12 protein-coding genes are annotated in these 14,972 nt (G+C 60.8%); all 12 read right to left on the bottom strand.

Going from position 1 to position 14,972, the window contains the following annotated elements:
- Positions 1 to 34 precede the first annotated feature (34 nt).
- The 12 genes from ACOABP_RS31815 to ACOABP_RS31760 all read right to left on the bottom strand — a co-directional run bounded on the left by ACOABP_RS31815 (position 35) and on the right by ACOABP_RS31760 (position 14,503).
- Positions 35 to 3,172 (bottom strand): type IV secretory system conjugative DNA transfer family protein, encoded by a 3,138-nt coding sequence (locus ACOABP_RS31815; RefSeq protein WP_474231411.1) that lies wholly within the window; start codon positions 3,170 to 3,172, stop codon positions 35 to 37.
- An 8-nt stretch (positions 3,173 to 3,180) separates the two neighbouring features.
- Positions 3,181 to 6,261, bottom strand: coding sequence for an IcmB protein (locus tag ACOABP_RS31810; RefSeq protein WP_474231409.1), 3,081 nt, complete (start codon positions 6,259 to 6,261; stop codon positions 3,181 to 3,183).
- 26 nt (positions 6,262 to 6,287) lie between these two features.
- The gene (locus ACOABP_RS31805) at positions 6,288 to 6,482 is read right to left on the bottom strand and encodes a hypothetical protein (protein ID WP_474231407.1); all 195 of its coding nucleotides are present in this window, start codon (positions 6,480 to 6,482) and stop codon (positions 6,288 to 6,290) included.
- A complete protein-coding gene (locus ACOABP_RS31800) occupies positions 6,469 to 7,704 on the bottom strand; it encodes a hypothetical protein (protein ID WP_474231812.1) in 1,236 nt (411 codons plus the stop codon). The genes ACOABP_RS31805 and ACOABP_RS31800 overlap by 14 nt, the downstream gene beginning before the upstream one ends.
- Positions 7,701 to 8,513 (bottom strand): type IVB secretion system protein IcmJDotN, encoded by an 813-nt coding sequence (gene icmJ, locus ACOABP_RS31795; protein ID WP_474231811.1) that lies wholly within the window; start codon positions 8,511 to 8,513, stop codon positions 7,701 to 7,703. Before icmJ ends, ACOABP_RS31800 begins: the two co-directional genes overlap by 4 nt.
- A 4-nt stretch (positions 8,514 to 8,517) precedes the next feature.
- Entirely contained in the window at positions 8,518 to 8,883 is a 366-nt protein-coding gene (locus tag ACOABP_RS31790; protein ID WP_474231810.1) for a hypothetical protein, read from the bottom strand.
- A 28-nt stretch (positions 8,884 to 8,911) separates the two neighbouring features.
- Complete coding sequence (locus ACOABP_RS31785; RefSeq protein ID WP_474231809.1) at positions 8,912 to 9,475, bottom strand: hypothetical protein; 564 nt, start codon at positions 9,473 to 9,475, stop codon at positions 8,912 to 8,914.
- Positions 9,476 to 9,487: 12 nt separating this feature from the next.
- Positions 9,488 to 10,531 carry a hypothetical protein gene (locus ACOABP_RS31780; protein WP_474231808.1) on the bottom strand — a complete coding sequence of 348 codons (1,044 nt, stop codon included), beginning with the start codon at positions 10,529 to 10,531 and terminating at the stop codon, positions 9,488 to 9,490.
- A gap of 121 nt (positions 10,532 to 10,652) precedes the next feature.
- Entirely contained in the window at positions 10,653 to 12,062 is a 1,410-nt protein-coding gene (locus ACOABP_RS31775; RefSeq protein ID WP_474231807.1) for a TrbI/VirB10 family protein, read from the bottom strand.
- 7 nt (positions 12,063 to 12,069) lie between these two features.
- Positions 12,070 to 12,984, bottom strand: coding sequence for a DotH/IcmK family type IV secretion protein (locus tag ACOABP_RS31770; RefSeq protein WP_474231806.1), 915 nt, complete (start codon positions 12,982 to 12,984; stop codon positions 12,070 to 12,072).
- A gap of 9 nt (positions 12,985 to 12,993) precedes the next feature.
- Positions 12,994 to 13,680, bottom strand: a complete 687-nt coding sequence (locus ACOABP_RS31765) for a DotI/IcmL family type IV secretion protein (protein WP_474231805.1) — start codon at positions 13,678 to 13,680, stop codon at positions 12,994 to 12,996.
- A gap of 253 nt (positions 13,681 to 13,933) precedes the next feature.
- Positions 13,934 to 14,503 (bottom strand): hypothetical protein, encoded by a 570-nt coding sequence (locus tag ACOABP_RS31760; RefSeq protein WP_474231804.1) that lies wholly within the window; start codon positions 14,501 to 14,503, stop codon positions 13,934 to 13,936.
- Positions 14,504 to 14,972 lie beyond the last annotated feature (469 nt).

Raw genomic sequence — 14,972 nt, 5'->3', positions numbered from 1 at the left:
CAAGACACCGGGCCCAGCCCGGTGCCTCGGGGGGTTAAACGTCCAGACGGTAGGTGGACGCTTTCTCCACCAGTGCGTCCAGCGCGTTGTCGAACTCGTCCTGCGTTACCGGATCCGGCGTTGAGCCGTCCACGTAGGACGTGGCGTTTTCCATGGATCGCACGTCCCTGCTGGCCCGTGCGCGGGCTTCCAACGGATCTTCGGCCGCACCGAGGGCCACGTCGGCGTCGGCCAGCGCACCGGCAACACTGGCCCCGACCGGGGTGAGATAGGAACTGACTTCGCTCGGCGGCTCCTCGCCCTCCCCCAGCGGACGCAGCGTCAGCAAGCTCAGGGATTTCGGCGCAACCGTCTCCCCCGTCGCAGCATCCCCACTGATCTCCTCCGGGAACTGGTAGTTGTTGATGAAATCCACCACCGCCTCGGCGACCTGCACTTCCATGGGCCGATCATCGTAGTCGGCTTCGCCCGGAACCGTTTCCGGAGTCAGCGCCATGGCCATCCCGCCACCACCGCTTCCACTACTACCGCTGTTACCACCACTGGCACCCGAAGACTGTCCGTCCCCACCGCCGGCCACATCGGTCGCGGCCTGCGTGTCACCGCTGGCGGCGTCGCCAGACGTAGATGCAGTGCGCCGGGCGCGTGGCGCCGGCATGACGTCGTCTTCATCTCCGAAGGACATGCGCACGGCGCCGGCCGCCGGCGCACTAGCGCCATCGTCCTCGCCGAGATCTTCCAGCGACAACGATCGAGGCAAGTCATCGTCGGAAGGTGCATCCCCGTCACCCATCGGCATCGCAATGCCGCCCGCCAGTTCAGCGTCGAGCTCCGCTGCCAGATCCGCCGCCGTCACGGCGCCGGCAGGCCCCGCTTCCGGAACATCGGCCTCTTCAGCCAGCGCTCGCACCGTTTCCTGCAGCGCATCGTCTACCGACGCGCCGGTGGACAGGGCGGCCGTCCGGGATGCCTGCAGCTCGGCCGTGCGCTCCGCAACGCGGCGGGCCTGCATGCCGCCCTCTTGCTCGCAGCACACAAGGGCTACCCGCACGGCTTCACTCAGCGACAAGTGATAATCGTTGCGCGCCTTGCGAATGTACTGGGACGCCTTGAACAGCTCGTCAGCTTTCTGCGTCCGCGCGAAATACGTAGGATCAGTGGTGAAGCATTCCTTGATCTTGCCTTCCTTGAGCAGGCGGATGAAATGCTCCTCCACTTCCTCGATCAGCTCCGGGTCGTCATTGCGTCCACCACCCTTGGCAGGCGGTGCGACCTTCAGGAAGTGGTTCACGCGGATGTGGCTCGGCGTTTCGGGCTTCCCGTTCTTGTCGAACGTCTGCGTAAAGAATGACATCGCACGTACCACGCGCACACCATCGTTGCCGTTCGAGGCCTTCTTGCCGATGATGAAGGTGAATTCGCCGTCCTGCTGATGCGACAAATCGTTGTACGTGATGCGCTTGGTTTTCGTGATTGATACATCGCGCTCCGCGCGGTAACCACTCGCGATCTGTCCCGCGTCAAAAGTCTTGCGCGATTCCTCGTAGACAAATGCCTCGCCACCTGCACCGACAATCCGTTCGAAGGTTTCCGATTTTTCGCCTGACGTGAGACGGCCCACTGCACGCACGTTGGTGTTTTCCCACGTAGCGTCCGCCTCTTCCTTTGAGGCCTTCTGCAAACTGGAGAAATCTTGTGCAGCAAAAGTGATGCAGAAGCCCAAGCTTCGTGCCTGCGCGGGTGCTACGGCGAACCCCAGAACGGCATAGTAACCATACTCGTCGAGCACCACGTAATAGGGCACCGGTGCATTGGTGGGCCGTGCATACACGATCTCCCGTACTGCACCCTCTACACGGTTGCCAAGGCAGCCCGCCATCATCTGCTTGATTGCGCCGACGATCATCTTGCCGAGCATCTTGAGCGAATCCGGCGCCCGTTCCAGCGCGGGCAAGAGCACCACCAGAATCCGACGATTAATCACGACGTCGTACATGTCGACTTCGCTCAGGCTCGTCTGGAAGATGTGGCCGTAGGTGTAGGACAGATCCGAGAACAGACGCGTGAGCTGCATCGTGATGAAGCCATACTGCTCCAGCGTCTTCTGCTCCTGCTGGCCCATCACCGCCTTGTTGTAGCCCGGCAGCGTAAGCACGAAGGCTTGCAACGGCTCTAGCACCTTGTTGAAGAGCGGGTCGTCCACAACAATGTCTTCACCGTTGGACGGAATCTTCTTGTCCCAGCACATCCGCTCGATCACCGGCAACTCCTTCATGAAATCCATGAAGGTGTTCGCTTCGAGCAATAGATAGCCGCGATCGCGCAGGAACGTCAGCGCCCGCGTCAGACCCGCGACGAACGCGATGGCCCGGCCCTTCCACATGTCCCCGCCGCCACCGCTGTCATCCATCAGCGAGATGATGAGCTCGATCAGCATCCCCGAGGACCCCAGCGCGAACGGGTTCATCGTGTTGGTGGTCCGGTCCGTCTGCTTGTCCAAAAAGTCGCGACCGGACGTCAGGAAGTTGATAAGAACGAGGTCATACTCGCGCCCGATGTAGCGCGCGAGTCGGAACACGTTATTCCAAAGCGCGACATCGCCCTTACCGTCCGTATAGATGAAGCCCGAGTTCTGGATCAGCGCGTTGTACACCAGACCCAGCAGGAACTCAGTCTTGCCCGACCCGGTCGTGCCCAGCACCAGCATGTGCGTGCGCAGATCCGAGTCACTGGAGTAGATGCCCAGCTTGCTGGAAATCTCGTGCCCGAGAAATGTAATGCCCTTCCCTTTGCTCGGCCGCTCCCGTGGCATCGAACCATCAAAGGCATTGGCCTGCGCCGGCACCCGGTAAGGAAAATCGTACTTGCGGACGGCATCCGTCTCGAAGATGCGATCCCAAAGCCACCAGATACCTCCCCGACGCGGCACAGCCTTGCCGGGGCTGACATACATGCGATAGAACACCACCATGGCGAGCAGCAGGATCTCGCTGGCCAGAGGCACCTTCATCAGCAGCAGCGCCGTGACGGGAACACCGAACATCGCGGCGAGCACGCCGTCGGTAGTGTTGAAGAAGTCCCCGGCTCGCTTGGAGAACCGGCGCGTATCCGGGCGTAGCCGGTGGGCGGACTGTTCTTGGCCGGCTTCAATGCCGGAGAAACGCTGTGACATGTTCCCCCTTACACTGCTGCCGCTTCAGCGCCGGTGCGCCATTGCAGAATGAGCTCGGCCGCCAGCTGCTGGATGGTCGACGACTCCAAGTCGTCGTCAATGAAACCATCGTTGGCCTCTTCCGCCACAGCCAGCCGCTTGGCCATGACATAGTCCTTGCACGTGCCCTTGGGAAAGCGCTGCTTGAGGATCCGGCGGGCCTCATGGGCCGGCATTTCATCGTACAGCCTCGTACGCAGCGCGCGATCCTCGCCAGTGGTCGAAAGGGCCCAGAGTTCGAGGCCGCCGCTGGTGGCCGTCAGAAGCTGGCTAAGATCCCCGTCCTTGGTCTTAATCTTCGCCAAGATTGTCGAACCAACCCCGGGCAATGCCCCCTTCACGAAATTGCGCAGCGCCGTGGTTTCTGTGTCAGACAGTGAGAAGATCTTCTTGATGCGTTCACGCGTCTGTTCATTGCCCTGATCCAGAATGAAGACCGAGGTGGCAAGATCGGCCAGCGCCTCGAAGTCATCGGGCAACTGGCTTGCCAAGGCAATTTCCAGCATCCACTTGCGCGACTCGCGGCCGAACACCGAAATGGATCCACGCAGCATTTCCGAGAATTTCTCGTTCTTTGCCGAAACGTTACCTTGGGACCCGGTCTTGTGATACTCGTCGATGAACAGACGCTTGTATTCCTCGCCGTACTCTTCGATCCGTCGTGTGTAGTACGCCCGGTATTTCTCCGGAATCAGCGGCAGATCCTCCTTGATGATGGAGAACTTGCGCGTGAAAGCATTGAGCGCGGCCATGTACATCAGCGTCGTGGTCTTGCGGGCAGTCGCCGACGTTTGCTGCGCGACGTCCTGCAAGTCGAGCGCCATGATCCGCGAGGATGACACATCGAACTGGGTCTCCCCCTTGAAGATTTCGAGGTCGCTCAGGCCAACCATCTTCTGGAACTCGTCTACCACTTCGTCGCCGTGCGACTGGCGAATCGCCGGATCGGACGAGGCGGCGACCAGTTCGCTGAGTGTCGGCACGGCGTAGCGGTTCGCGACATTCGCCGCATGGTATTCGCCCCGCTCGAAGAGCGCGTCGACCATCTCCCACCATGTGGTCGCTTCGGTGAACTGAATGTTGTGCGCCTTGACGGCAGCCGCCACCGTTTCGTTCACGTAGAGGTTGAACTTCTTCGGACTCCCTCGTTCGTCCTGATCCGAGGTCCGCGTGTAAGCGAGGTCCACCACCTCGCTGAGCAGCTGCGGCATGAAAATGTGGGCGTGCCCACGCTCCGGCGGCGTCACCAGCAGGAGCAGGAAGTTGGTGAAGAGGTCCCGATCGCGCGGCAGCAGCTTACGCATCCCCATATGCGTGTCACCCTGATTCATGGCGAACTGCTTCGTGTTCTGCAGACGTTTATAGACGGCCAAATGCTTCATGTTGTCCGGCAACCCGTCCTGAATCACCTTGATGAAGCCGGAGGACGAAATACCGATGTCAATTACGCAGATAAAAGGCAAGCGCTTCAGACCCGGCATCAGGCACATCTCGACGTTCAACCGGTTGGCCAACACGGATTTGCCGGAGCCCGGACCACCGAAGTAGAGGGATACCCACGTGTTCTGTAGCGGCGAGAAAAACTCATAGGGCAGCAGCTTGCCATCGAGCGACCGGAATAGCGTGGTCCCGCGAGGGAACGGGCTCGCCGGTCGCGCAAGCGGCAACATGGAGGCGGCTGTATAGAGGGACGGCGCACTGACCGTCGCCACTGCGCCAGTCGCCACGCCGGGCGCGACACTCACCAGCGCGGTAATCGGGTCCCCGAATTCCTCCTCCACCGTGATGCGCCCCCAGCCCTGCAGGGCGCTGGACAGCTTCGAGCGCCGCATCATCAGGCAGTCCGCATCATCGTGCTTGGCCCATGTCAGTGCCATGATGCTCATCTTGACGATGCTGGCATGCTCGTTGTCACGGTAATGCTTCTGCGCGTTATAGGCGGCGTTCAGGTTGCGATTGGTCTCGCTGAATGACAGGATGGCGGCGAACGTCGAGCGCAGATCCAGACCCTTGAGGCCGTCGCCTTCGATCATGAAGCTCATGGCCCACGGGACCCGCCGCTTCACGCGCTTGTCGCCAATCAGCTCCTCTGCATCCATGTTGTTGATGGCCCGGAAGAACTGTTGGAATCCGGCCGGCCGTGTTGGCATGATTCGCACGCCGACCGGCGCAAAGGCTCGATCCGACAAACGGACCGCCCGCGTGTCAGTCACCGTGCCCTGCTGGGTATCGCTCTTGCCCTTGGGCCCAATCTCGGCTGGCGTCAGGAAAAGCTGGTCTTCCAAGCGTGGGTACATGAACTCGCTGATGTCGGCCTTGTTGGCATTGCGCTTCCACCGCGCGATCAGCTCATCACCGCGTAGCGCCGGACGCCAGCTCGCCGGCGTGGAGCGGTAGAAGAACCGGCGCTGCTCGCAGATCGACTCACCGACGTCGACGCGTTCCACCCACGCACGCATGCGATTCAGTTCGTTCTCAAACTTGCTGACGAACGTGTCGTGGCGATCTTCCAGAAAGCGCAGCGGGCGCAGGAGATTCTGCGCGTTGCGCATGGGTGGGACCTTGTGCGTTTTCCGGAAGGCAGCCGATTCGGCCTGCGACAGCTTCAGCTCCTCGCGAGACAGCACCGCCTTCGTGGTCCAGAGCACGATGTACACGTGCTCCTCCATGCAGTGCGCACCGTACACGTCAACGCGCTCTTCCAGCAAATCCGTAAGATCCAGTTGCAGGGCTTCCGCGCTGGTGTACATCGGCGACAGGATCCGACGAATCTGCTCATGCGGATCGTTGTCGCGCATGATGACGACCTGCACCATATGGCCCATCCGGCCGAGAAACGGATCGTTGAACTCCGTAAATTCCCGTGTGAATTCCGCGAAGCTTGTTTTACCGAGCAGGGTTCGGTAGCCGTGGTATCGCAGCACGGTACCGATCGCGCCATTTTTGTGGACAAGATTACCGGCGCTGGTAGTCTCCAGATCGCAGTAATCGTTGATGGAGACCTTCAGCTTCGAGAGGACCGTCGAGACGCCATGCTCGATGGCTTCCATAAGTTGCGCAATCATTGTCGTGCCCTTCAGTCGTTCAGCTTGTCGATCAAACGCTTGATACCGGCCAGTGCGTCCCGGCGATCTGGCATAGCCGCGATCGCATCCAGCTCCATCACCAGTTTTCCGTCACCACGCCGACGCACCTGCTGCTCGACGCTCTTGAGCTTCATCTGGCGGTCGGACGGCGCGTTCTCGTCCACCATGTCATCACTGGTCGGCATCGAGTCGTTTCTCCGAAATCAGTTCGCGATATTTGGATACCGGCACATCGAGTCCCATTTCCGTGGCCAAGTCGATGATGTCCGTGGTCGCTCCCGGCGGGTAATACGCAATGACGTTTCCCCAGCCGTAGCCGTAGATATCGAATTTCTCTTTGTAGAGTCGCGCGGCATCCATGAACGAGAGGACGCGATCCATCGCGCGGTACCAGACCGCACGCGGCAGGAATACTTTCTTGCCCACGCGGTTCACGCGCGGGTTAGCCATCGATGCCCAGAAGTTCTCCGAGAGGATGCCAAGGCTGGTCGAAGCGAGTGAAAAGTCGCCTTGGCTGGCGAAGACGTCCAGCTCCTTCTGGTGCTGGTAGCCGTCCTCGCAGACGTACGCACCCAACACTTCCACCTCGCAGTACTGCTGCAAAAGCAGCAGTTCCGGCTGGGCTACCCAGTTACGCGAGTTTGGAGCCCCCGCATTGAAGCTCAGCAGCTCGGCAAGGCCGCCCCGGCGGCCCTTCACGGTCACCTTGGCAAGGACCGGCATGTCCTCATTCGCGAGGCACCATTCGATGCGATCCTCATTGCGCTGCGGCAAGCGCGCGCCTTGGAGATAGACCCACCGATTCGAGCTCGGTACCGGCGTCGTCAGCACATCGATGGCGTGGGTGTAGCGAGGACGGCGCAGCGAAATACTCTTCCAGTCCTTGCGCTGCGGCTTCATTACGGAATTCCACGTCTGGAATGCCAGCTCCATCGCATCGTTGACCTCGCCGTTCATCCGGCCTGTCACAGGGAAGCGCAATGCTAGATATTCCGCGAGGGTCTTGGTGATGCCCTTGGGAATCTCGGCATTCAGGTCCAGCTTGAGGGTCTGCACGGCCAGCCGCATGACGCGCCCGAATAGGCCCGAAAGCAGTTCGGCGGCTTCGCTGACTGCCATCTGATCCGGCCCGAGTCCCAGCTCGTCGCACAGCAGCTTCAGCTCGGTGCGCAGGAATCCAGACGAGTACAGATTGGGATGCCGTCCGAGCTGGTTCCCGTTGAAATCCTTGAATTCGAAGTTCGTCAGCCACTTCACATCGGAATCGAGCTCCGTGACCTTCTTGATACGGCGGACGGTCCCACCGTCGATCGAAGCGTAACCATCGGTGGCCGCTTTCTGCGGCCCACCGCGTCGCTTGACGATCGCGTCGTCAAACAGCACGACGCCATAGCGTTGGTCGCTCATGCCGCACTTCCTTCGTTGTGTACCTGTTCGACCGTCGCCAGCGTCTGCATGACGATGTCGCTGAATTGGGCCTCATCCAGCAGCCGGTACCACGCGTTCAACGGCAGGCGCCGGCTCTGGTCTTCCGTCCAGTACTGGAACTGGGTCTCGAACCGCTCCGGGCGCGGCAGAAGACGCAAACTTCCGAACAGCTCCTCGCGGCGCGCGTACGTTTCGGCATCGAGCGACATCAGGGCGTTGGCGATTAGCGAAGGGTTAATCACGTCCAAGCTCAAGCGCTGGGTGAAGTCCTTGCTGACGCCGTTCCTTTCGAGCAGATCGCAGAACCGCTTTTTCACGTTCGCCCGTCGGTTGATGAGCACGCTGTTGAGCGACTGCACGCGCATCTGCACGTTCTTGACCATGAGCGCATCGTCTGCGCTTAGGTTCTTTGTGTCCGCACGTTGCACGATCCACATCACCAGACAAAGCTGGTTCAGCTCGGCCTGCGTCAGCTCTGGCAAAGAAATGATGTAGCCGCCATCGCGCATGCCGGCCATGCCGACGTGGAAAACCTGATGACACAGCGGACACGCGCACGCAAGATTGGCAAGATCGTTGTTCGCATGGTTGTCGTCCAAGTGGTGGACTTCCTGATACTTGTCCGAGTGCAGGCCGCAGAACTCGCATGAGTACTCTGCGGCCTCCAGCACGGGGGCCCGCACACGTTGGAACGCCTTATCGGCCTCTCCGGCGTGGTCGTGCATACGCCAGACTTCGCGCTTGGCCGACAGCACCAGCGCACCGAGCGTGCGGGCAATTCTCGCCATGGCGTTACGCGAAGATAGTGTTGCGGGTCAGGCCGATCAGCAGCGGAATGATCGTCATGGCGGCGCCGACGAACACACCTGCAATCGCGCCCTTTGGGCTTTCGCGCTCTTCCTTGGACGCCTTGTACATCCCCCATACGCAAATGGCGAACAGGAAGATGCCGGCGGCCGCGCAGCCGATCAGGAACAGATCGATACCCGACTGAAAGGTGTTCTTGCCTTTCGTGAAGGTTGCGGTGAGGTCATTGCTGCCTGCGCCGGATGTGTTCTTGATGTCGTCGAGCTTGAACGAGGATTGCGCTTGTGCGCTGCCCATCGCGGCGTATGCGACCATGGTCGCGACAATCAGTTTTTCGTACTGCTTTTTCATTGCTTAACTCCCGTGGTGGTGTGGTGAATCAGAAGATGAAGATCTTTACGAAATCGAAGCCGGTGACCTTCGTGAAGAAGGTCAATGACTCCTCCATGTAGACGCAGAACATTCCCCCGATGATGTAGGCGATGGAGCCGCCCCACTCTTTCTCGGTACCGCTGAAGAAACGGTTGAGCAGCATCCATCCACGACCAGATGCGATGTAGCCAAGGATTGCGAAGAGTCCAAAGAGCGCGGTGATCGCAGCCTGCTGGGTGGCACTCATGCCTGCGCTCTGGAAGCCCATCGATCCGTTCTGGATCTCCGTGCCCAGCACCGTGTTTTTGGTGAGTCCGATCATGTACATCAGGCTCGATATGACCGCGCCGATGAGGATGTTCGAGATGGCACCGCCGTTGCTGACGTTTCGGCCGCTTGCCGTACGGCCATCCTTGTGGTGGATGATGTAAAAGCTGTAGACACCCATGGCCACCAGCACGACGCCGGCAGCGGCGAACACGACTGTGCAGAAAGCGAAGATCGCGGGGAACGCTCCCGAGATGTTCACGAGGATCTGCAGCAGGTCGGCAAAGCCCTGCGAACTATTCATCGCTGCCTCCGCTTAACGCGTACCGATGTACTGGTTCCCTTCGAGGACGATGCGACGGTTCTGGGTGTCGATACGCTGGACCTTCATGCCATCAATCATGTCTCCCGGCTTCACGCTTCCCTCGCGCTGCTCGCGGGCGCTACCGCCGGTCCGCTCGTAGAACGCCATGTCGCCGACCCATCCCGTCAGGAAGTAATCGCGGCGTGCCATGGGCTCGCCGCTGGCTTTCGCCGGTTGCGCGACGGGCTTGGTCGCGGCGCCACGCGGGACACCACGCACAACGCCTGCAGCGGCCTCGCGCTTGTGCTCGGCTTCTTCGTCCTTCACAGCCGGCTTGGATGCTGGCGCATCCCTGCGGGCCGGCTTCGGATCCGCCTTGGGTTCGGCCTTAGGCTGCGCGGCAGCACGGTTGTCGTTCAGGGCCTTCACGGCACGCCCAAGGTCTTCGAGGCGGGCATCCATCGTCGAGAGCCGTTTCATGATTTCATCGCGCTCGCGGGGCCAGTCACGCAGGGTCTGCGCCGAGCGCGCATCGATCGCTTGCGACGGCGCGGCACCTTGCGGCTGCGCGGCCGGTACCGCGATGGCCGGCTGCGATACGGCCGGTGCTGTGCTGGGCGTAGTAGTCGGCCCGGCAGTAGGCGCGTTCTCCATATGCGGCGCGGCTACGGGCTGCTCCTGCACGGGCGGCACAGCGGCCGGCGGTGCGGGCTGCATAGGCGCTTGCGCGGGCGGCTGCAATTGCTGCATTGGCGCGGCGCCCATTTGCGGACCGCTGGGTTGGCCTTGAGGCGCGAATTGCGGGCCGGTGGGCGCCCCGTTGCCGTAGACCGGAACCGGCGCATTCATTTGCGGTTGCGGGATCTGCGCGGCGGGCGGTTGCATGGCAACGCCGCCCGCCATTTCATCCTCGCCGCTTGCCTTGGACTTCTTGACGAGGACGACCGCATACAGGGCGATCAGCAGTACGACAACGACCACGAAACCGATAATGAGGTACTTCAGAAATGGCGGAAGCCCGCCCTTTTTGCGGGGTGCCTCGGGCTCCGGCGGCAACTCGGTGCCGTCGTACGGTCCGTGTTCGTCAGGGCCGAATTCGATGTCGGCGTGTGTCAGAGTAGGTTGGTCCACGGTTGGCCTCTCGTTTATTCGGTAGAGCTCGCGTTTGCGAGTGAAATCAATATTTTTTTTCTTCGTACACTGGCGCCAAAAAGATCACCGTGATGTCCTTCTTCGGATAGAGCTTCATGGTCGTTTTGATGGCCTGCGCTTCGCGATTGAAGGTGTCACCCCACGCCATGCCGGCTTGGCCTGCGGCCATCTGCGCGGTGCGGCGTGCATCGATGTGGTCGGTCGTGGTCGTGGTCGTGGTCACGTTGCCCACCGTGGTTGCGCTGGTTGTGCCAGTAATGATCGACGCCGCCTGCCCGAGACCTTTCAGCAGGCCCGCAACGAAAACGCTGCCGTACTTGCGCACGCTGTGCTTGTCGACGTCGTCAGCCATGCCGCTGTCGCCATGTTCGTCGACGCCGATGGCGTTGACGGCGATCATGCCCTTGCCCGCGCGGGAATACTTGTCCAACGTCACGATGAAATTTGGGTCCATCGCATCGGCGCTGCTCGGCTCTGCGCGCCCGATCAGCGTGAACTTGTCATCGGCATAGCCAAAGCAGTCCAGCACCACGTCACGGCGGCTGGAATCCGAGTTCACGCCGTTCTTGAGGTTGCAGTAGTACGCGTCACCGGCGTCGATCAGTGGCTTTTGTCCCGAGGCGGCTGCGAGCTGCTGCGCGCTGAGCTGGGCGTTTGTCCCCGTGGCCTGCCCGTTGACGACACCCGTTGTGGTTTGCGCCGATACCGGCATGGCCGCCACCGTACGATCCGGCAGCTTGTATGCGCCCGTAGTAAAGGCGCCTCCGGCGCCCATTGGGCAAGGCTTGCCCATGACACAGGTCACCTGCTCCATCACGTTATTCGTGATCTTGTTGATCGTGTCTTGGCTGAGGATCACCACCGGTGCGGCCGCCTGTGCGCTGGCGGCCGACGCGGCAGCAGCAGGCGCGCTGGCCGGCGTTGCGCCGCCCACCGCATTTGCCCCATTTGCCGGGGCGGCAGCAGCGCCGCTCGCAGGTGCCAGTGCGTTGCCACCCGTCCGGAAGTCACCACCAGAATTGCTGGTAATCACCGGACCCGGGATGTACACGCCACCTTGCTTGTTCACGTTGGCGCTCTGCGCGTTATCCGCTTCGCGACGCATGTCCGCTTCCTGCTGAGAGGCCGCGATCGTCGATCCGTAACCATTCGGTGACGGCGCCATCGCATTGCTTGCGTCTGCCCGTTGCTGGAGGTTCAGGCGCGGCTTGCTCGTGAAGTTGTAGAAGCCAATGATCGCCAGCAAGATCACCGCACCGCCGAACACGAAGATGCCAACCCGACCCGCGCCCGAGCCAAATGTATTTTTGATGTTGCGCTTCTTGAGCTCGGTAGTCTGCTGGCGGAGCTTCTTCTGCTTGTCAGCATCAAACTCCGTACCGAGTTCGTTCAGGTCATCCGGCGGCGTGCCGTTGTCGTTTCCGTTCTCGCTCATGATGTGCTTAGTTTCCGGAGATGATGAGGGAGTTGCCCTTACCGTTGATGCTCACAAGCAAAGACGGGTACACGCGATTGAATGCGTAGACGTGCATGCCATCGGCGCTGCCGACGTGATTCATGAATGCGGGGGACAACAGCGTGTGGCGCGTGCGCAGGTAGAGCTTGCCGTTGAGCATCCATGCGTCCGCACCGGCGCCACCGACCTTGAGACGAACCGCGCCCTGCGGCGGCACACCATCTAGGAATGCGCCCATCGCGCCGTCGGCTTCTGGCACGCGGTCCATCGAAATGATCTGCGGGCGCGCATTCGGGTTGCGCCCGGAAATGCGCGCGGCGATCTGCGAGTCGACCTCGTTCGATTGCCCGGTGTTGAGCACGAACGTGATGGGTGAAGCCAGATCCTCCAGCTCAACCACCACGTTGCCGTAGGCGTACATGAGCTTGGGCTGCAGCTTGACGATATTCGTGGCTGACTTCTCTTTTGTGCCTGCCGCTCCGCCGTCGCCGGGACAGGAAGCACCGTCGGTGAACTGGCTGCAGTCGAGCGATACGCTCTTCACGAACCACGGATTGCCATTGGTGTCACTGAAGACCAGCGAGGTAATCCAGCCGGCGGACAGTCTCACCATCTTGGGCCCGTCGCTGTCGGTCGGATCAATGTAGAGCGGCCGTGATACCGGCTTGGCAACCTTGTTCTGCGGGTAAGGTGACACCAGCTGCTGACGCGCCTGCGCTGTACCGAGCTTCAGCTGCTCGATCTGCTCTGGCGTCAGCACGAGCGCAGACTGGCCCTTGACGATGTTGTCGACCTGCTCGCGCACAATGGGCACCGGTGGTGTCGTGACAGTTGGCTGCTGCTGGGCGACAGCTGCAGCGGCGATAGTGGTCAGCGCAAGCGCGGTGAGTAGCTTCCTCATGATTTGATCTCAGTTGCGCGATTCGAGCAGGTAGGAGGAGTCGATGCTCTCGACAGCGAGGCCTCGCGGATTGCGGGTGCTCGGCGGCACGCGGGTTACCCTCACTTTCAGCAGCAGCTTTTCTGCGGTGGGTGCCTTGTTGCCGGCGCTGTAGCTGGCCAGCACCGGCACATCGATTTGCCACCAGTCCGGGCCGGCGCTGTTCGGTGCACTACGGCGCGACGGTACGGGAACGTGTCCGGTGCCTGCGGTCGTGGCCGATACAACGAAGTAGTTTTCGACGACGTTCTTCAGCACGCGGGACTGACCGAAGGCGCTGATGTAGGCGTTGCGGTAGTCCTCGGTGAAGCTGCGTTGCGCACAGGATTCGATCTGGCGCTGGTAGTTCTTGAAATCGTAGGTGTTGACACACACGGCCGCGTCAGTCGCGAAATCAACGATGGAAGGCAAGTCGACAGTCGCGCCCTTGGTGCCGCTGACGCTGCACATGGCTGCGGCATTGGCGGTCGGGACGTATTCGCTCAGTGGAAAGTGAAAGAACGCGAGCCACACCAAGAACGCATTGGCCGCGACGCTAACACCCGTCACCGGTGCCCATACGCTGAGCGACTTCTTGTTCTCGGTGTAGGTGTTCTCTTCCTTGCGTCGCTCGTTGTGCACACGTTCGAGCTCCTTCGACGGTTTGTTGTCGCTCATCTCTTGCCTTTGATAGTCGGAAGTTCGCACGCAAAGGTGCCATCGCTGACGAAGGCAGTGGTATGGCGTGCGAAGTAGCCCGCGTAGACGAGCAGAATCAGTGCCGTCACGCAGAGTCCGTAAGTGGTGTAGCGGCACGCTTTGCCAAGCACGCCAAAGATGCGGCCAAAGACCCGGAAGAAGAGCGGACTGCGATCGCGTTGGGGTTGGCCCCAGCTCGACGCATGCCGGACGCGCGTGGTCTGAGGAGCTGTCATTGGCGGAGCAGTAGCGAGCGGAAATCGCGCTTCGCCGTTTGCGGCGCGACTTCGGCTTTCACGGAATAGGCCAGCAGGGGGCCCCCTTCGTCGCGCAGGATCGCGCGGGTCACGGCCTGCTGCCAGTCGTCGGCGGCGGCGGTCGCGAATCGCTCCCGTCCGACTTTGCGCACGGCGGTCCAGAGGACTTTCTCAAGCCATCGACCGGCGATGTCGGGATTGGTGGGAGGGGTCGCAAGGAAAACCTTGGCGCGCTCGTACAGCGATGCGAAAGATTCCCCGAGCTCAGCCAGTACGGCGTCGGCCACGGCCTTGCGGAACTGTTCGATGGTGGGACATTCGGCGCACTCAGTCACGACGTAGCGGATCAGTCGTTCGGCGGCCCCGGTGCGTTGAGATAACGGCAGAACGCTCATCAACTCGGACACGAACAAGCCGACCTTTATCCCGTCGCCCCCGGTGCTCTGGGGGAACAGCTGCGCAGCCTGCTTCGCAAAGCGGTGCTCGTAGTACCGCTTGCCCTGCAAGGCAGCCAGCAGCCGATCGGTTTGGGATGGTTCCGCCATGGGAAGATGCGCACAAAACAGTTTCGTCAGCGCCGCATTCTGTTGAATTGGCGTGTTTCTGTCAATGTGGATTAGAAAAAGAACGTTTTTTTCTATGCAAAAGTGCGGGGTGCAAACCACAGTTGGCAATGTCCGAGTTCAACACGTACTTGCACAAAAGCCGCGCTACGGAGCCTCGGTCGTCTGGGTGCTGGGATTTTGGTTCTGGAAAGCTATCTATCGACCCACCCCACCCCCCGCGTGCGAGCGCACGCGTTTACTGGGTATTGGTAAACAGTGGTATACCTGTTGTAAACATAATGTCACGGTCGAGAGAGTCCAGATTTCTCTGGTAGATCAATGACTTGCCGATGGATTTTTGCCCACGCTGTCCGAGTTGAACACGTATTTCGTCCGAGTTGAACACGTACCCTGTCCGAGTCAAACACGTACTGTGTCCGAGGTAAACACGTACCAAGTCCGAGTAGAA

The organism is Cupriavidus sp. HE11 (assembly GCF_056097175.1).
This window is presented reverse-complemented; position numbering and strand designations above follow the sequence as displayed.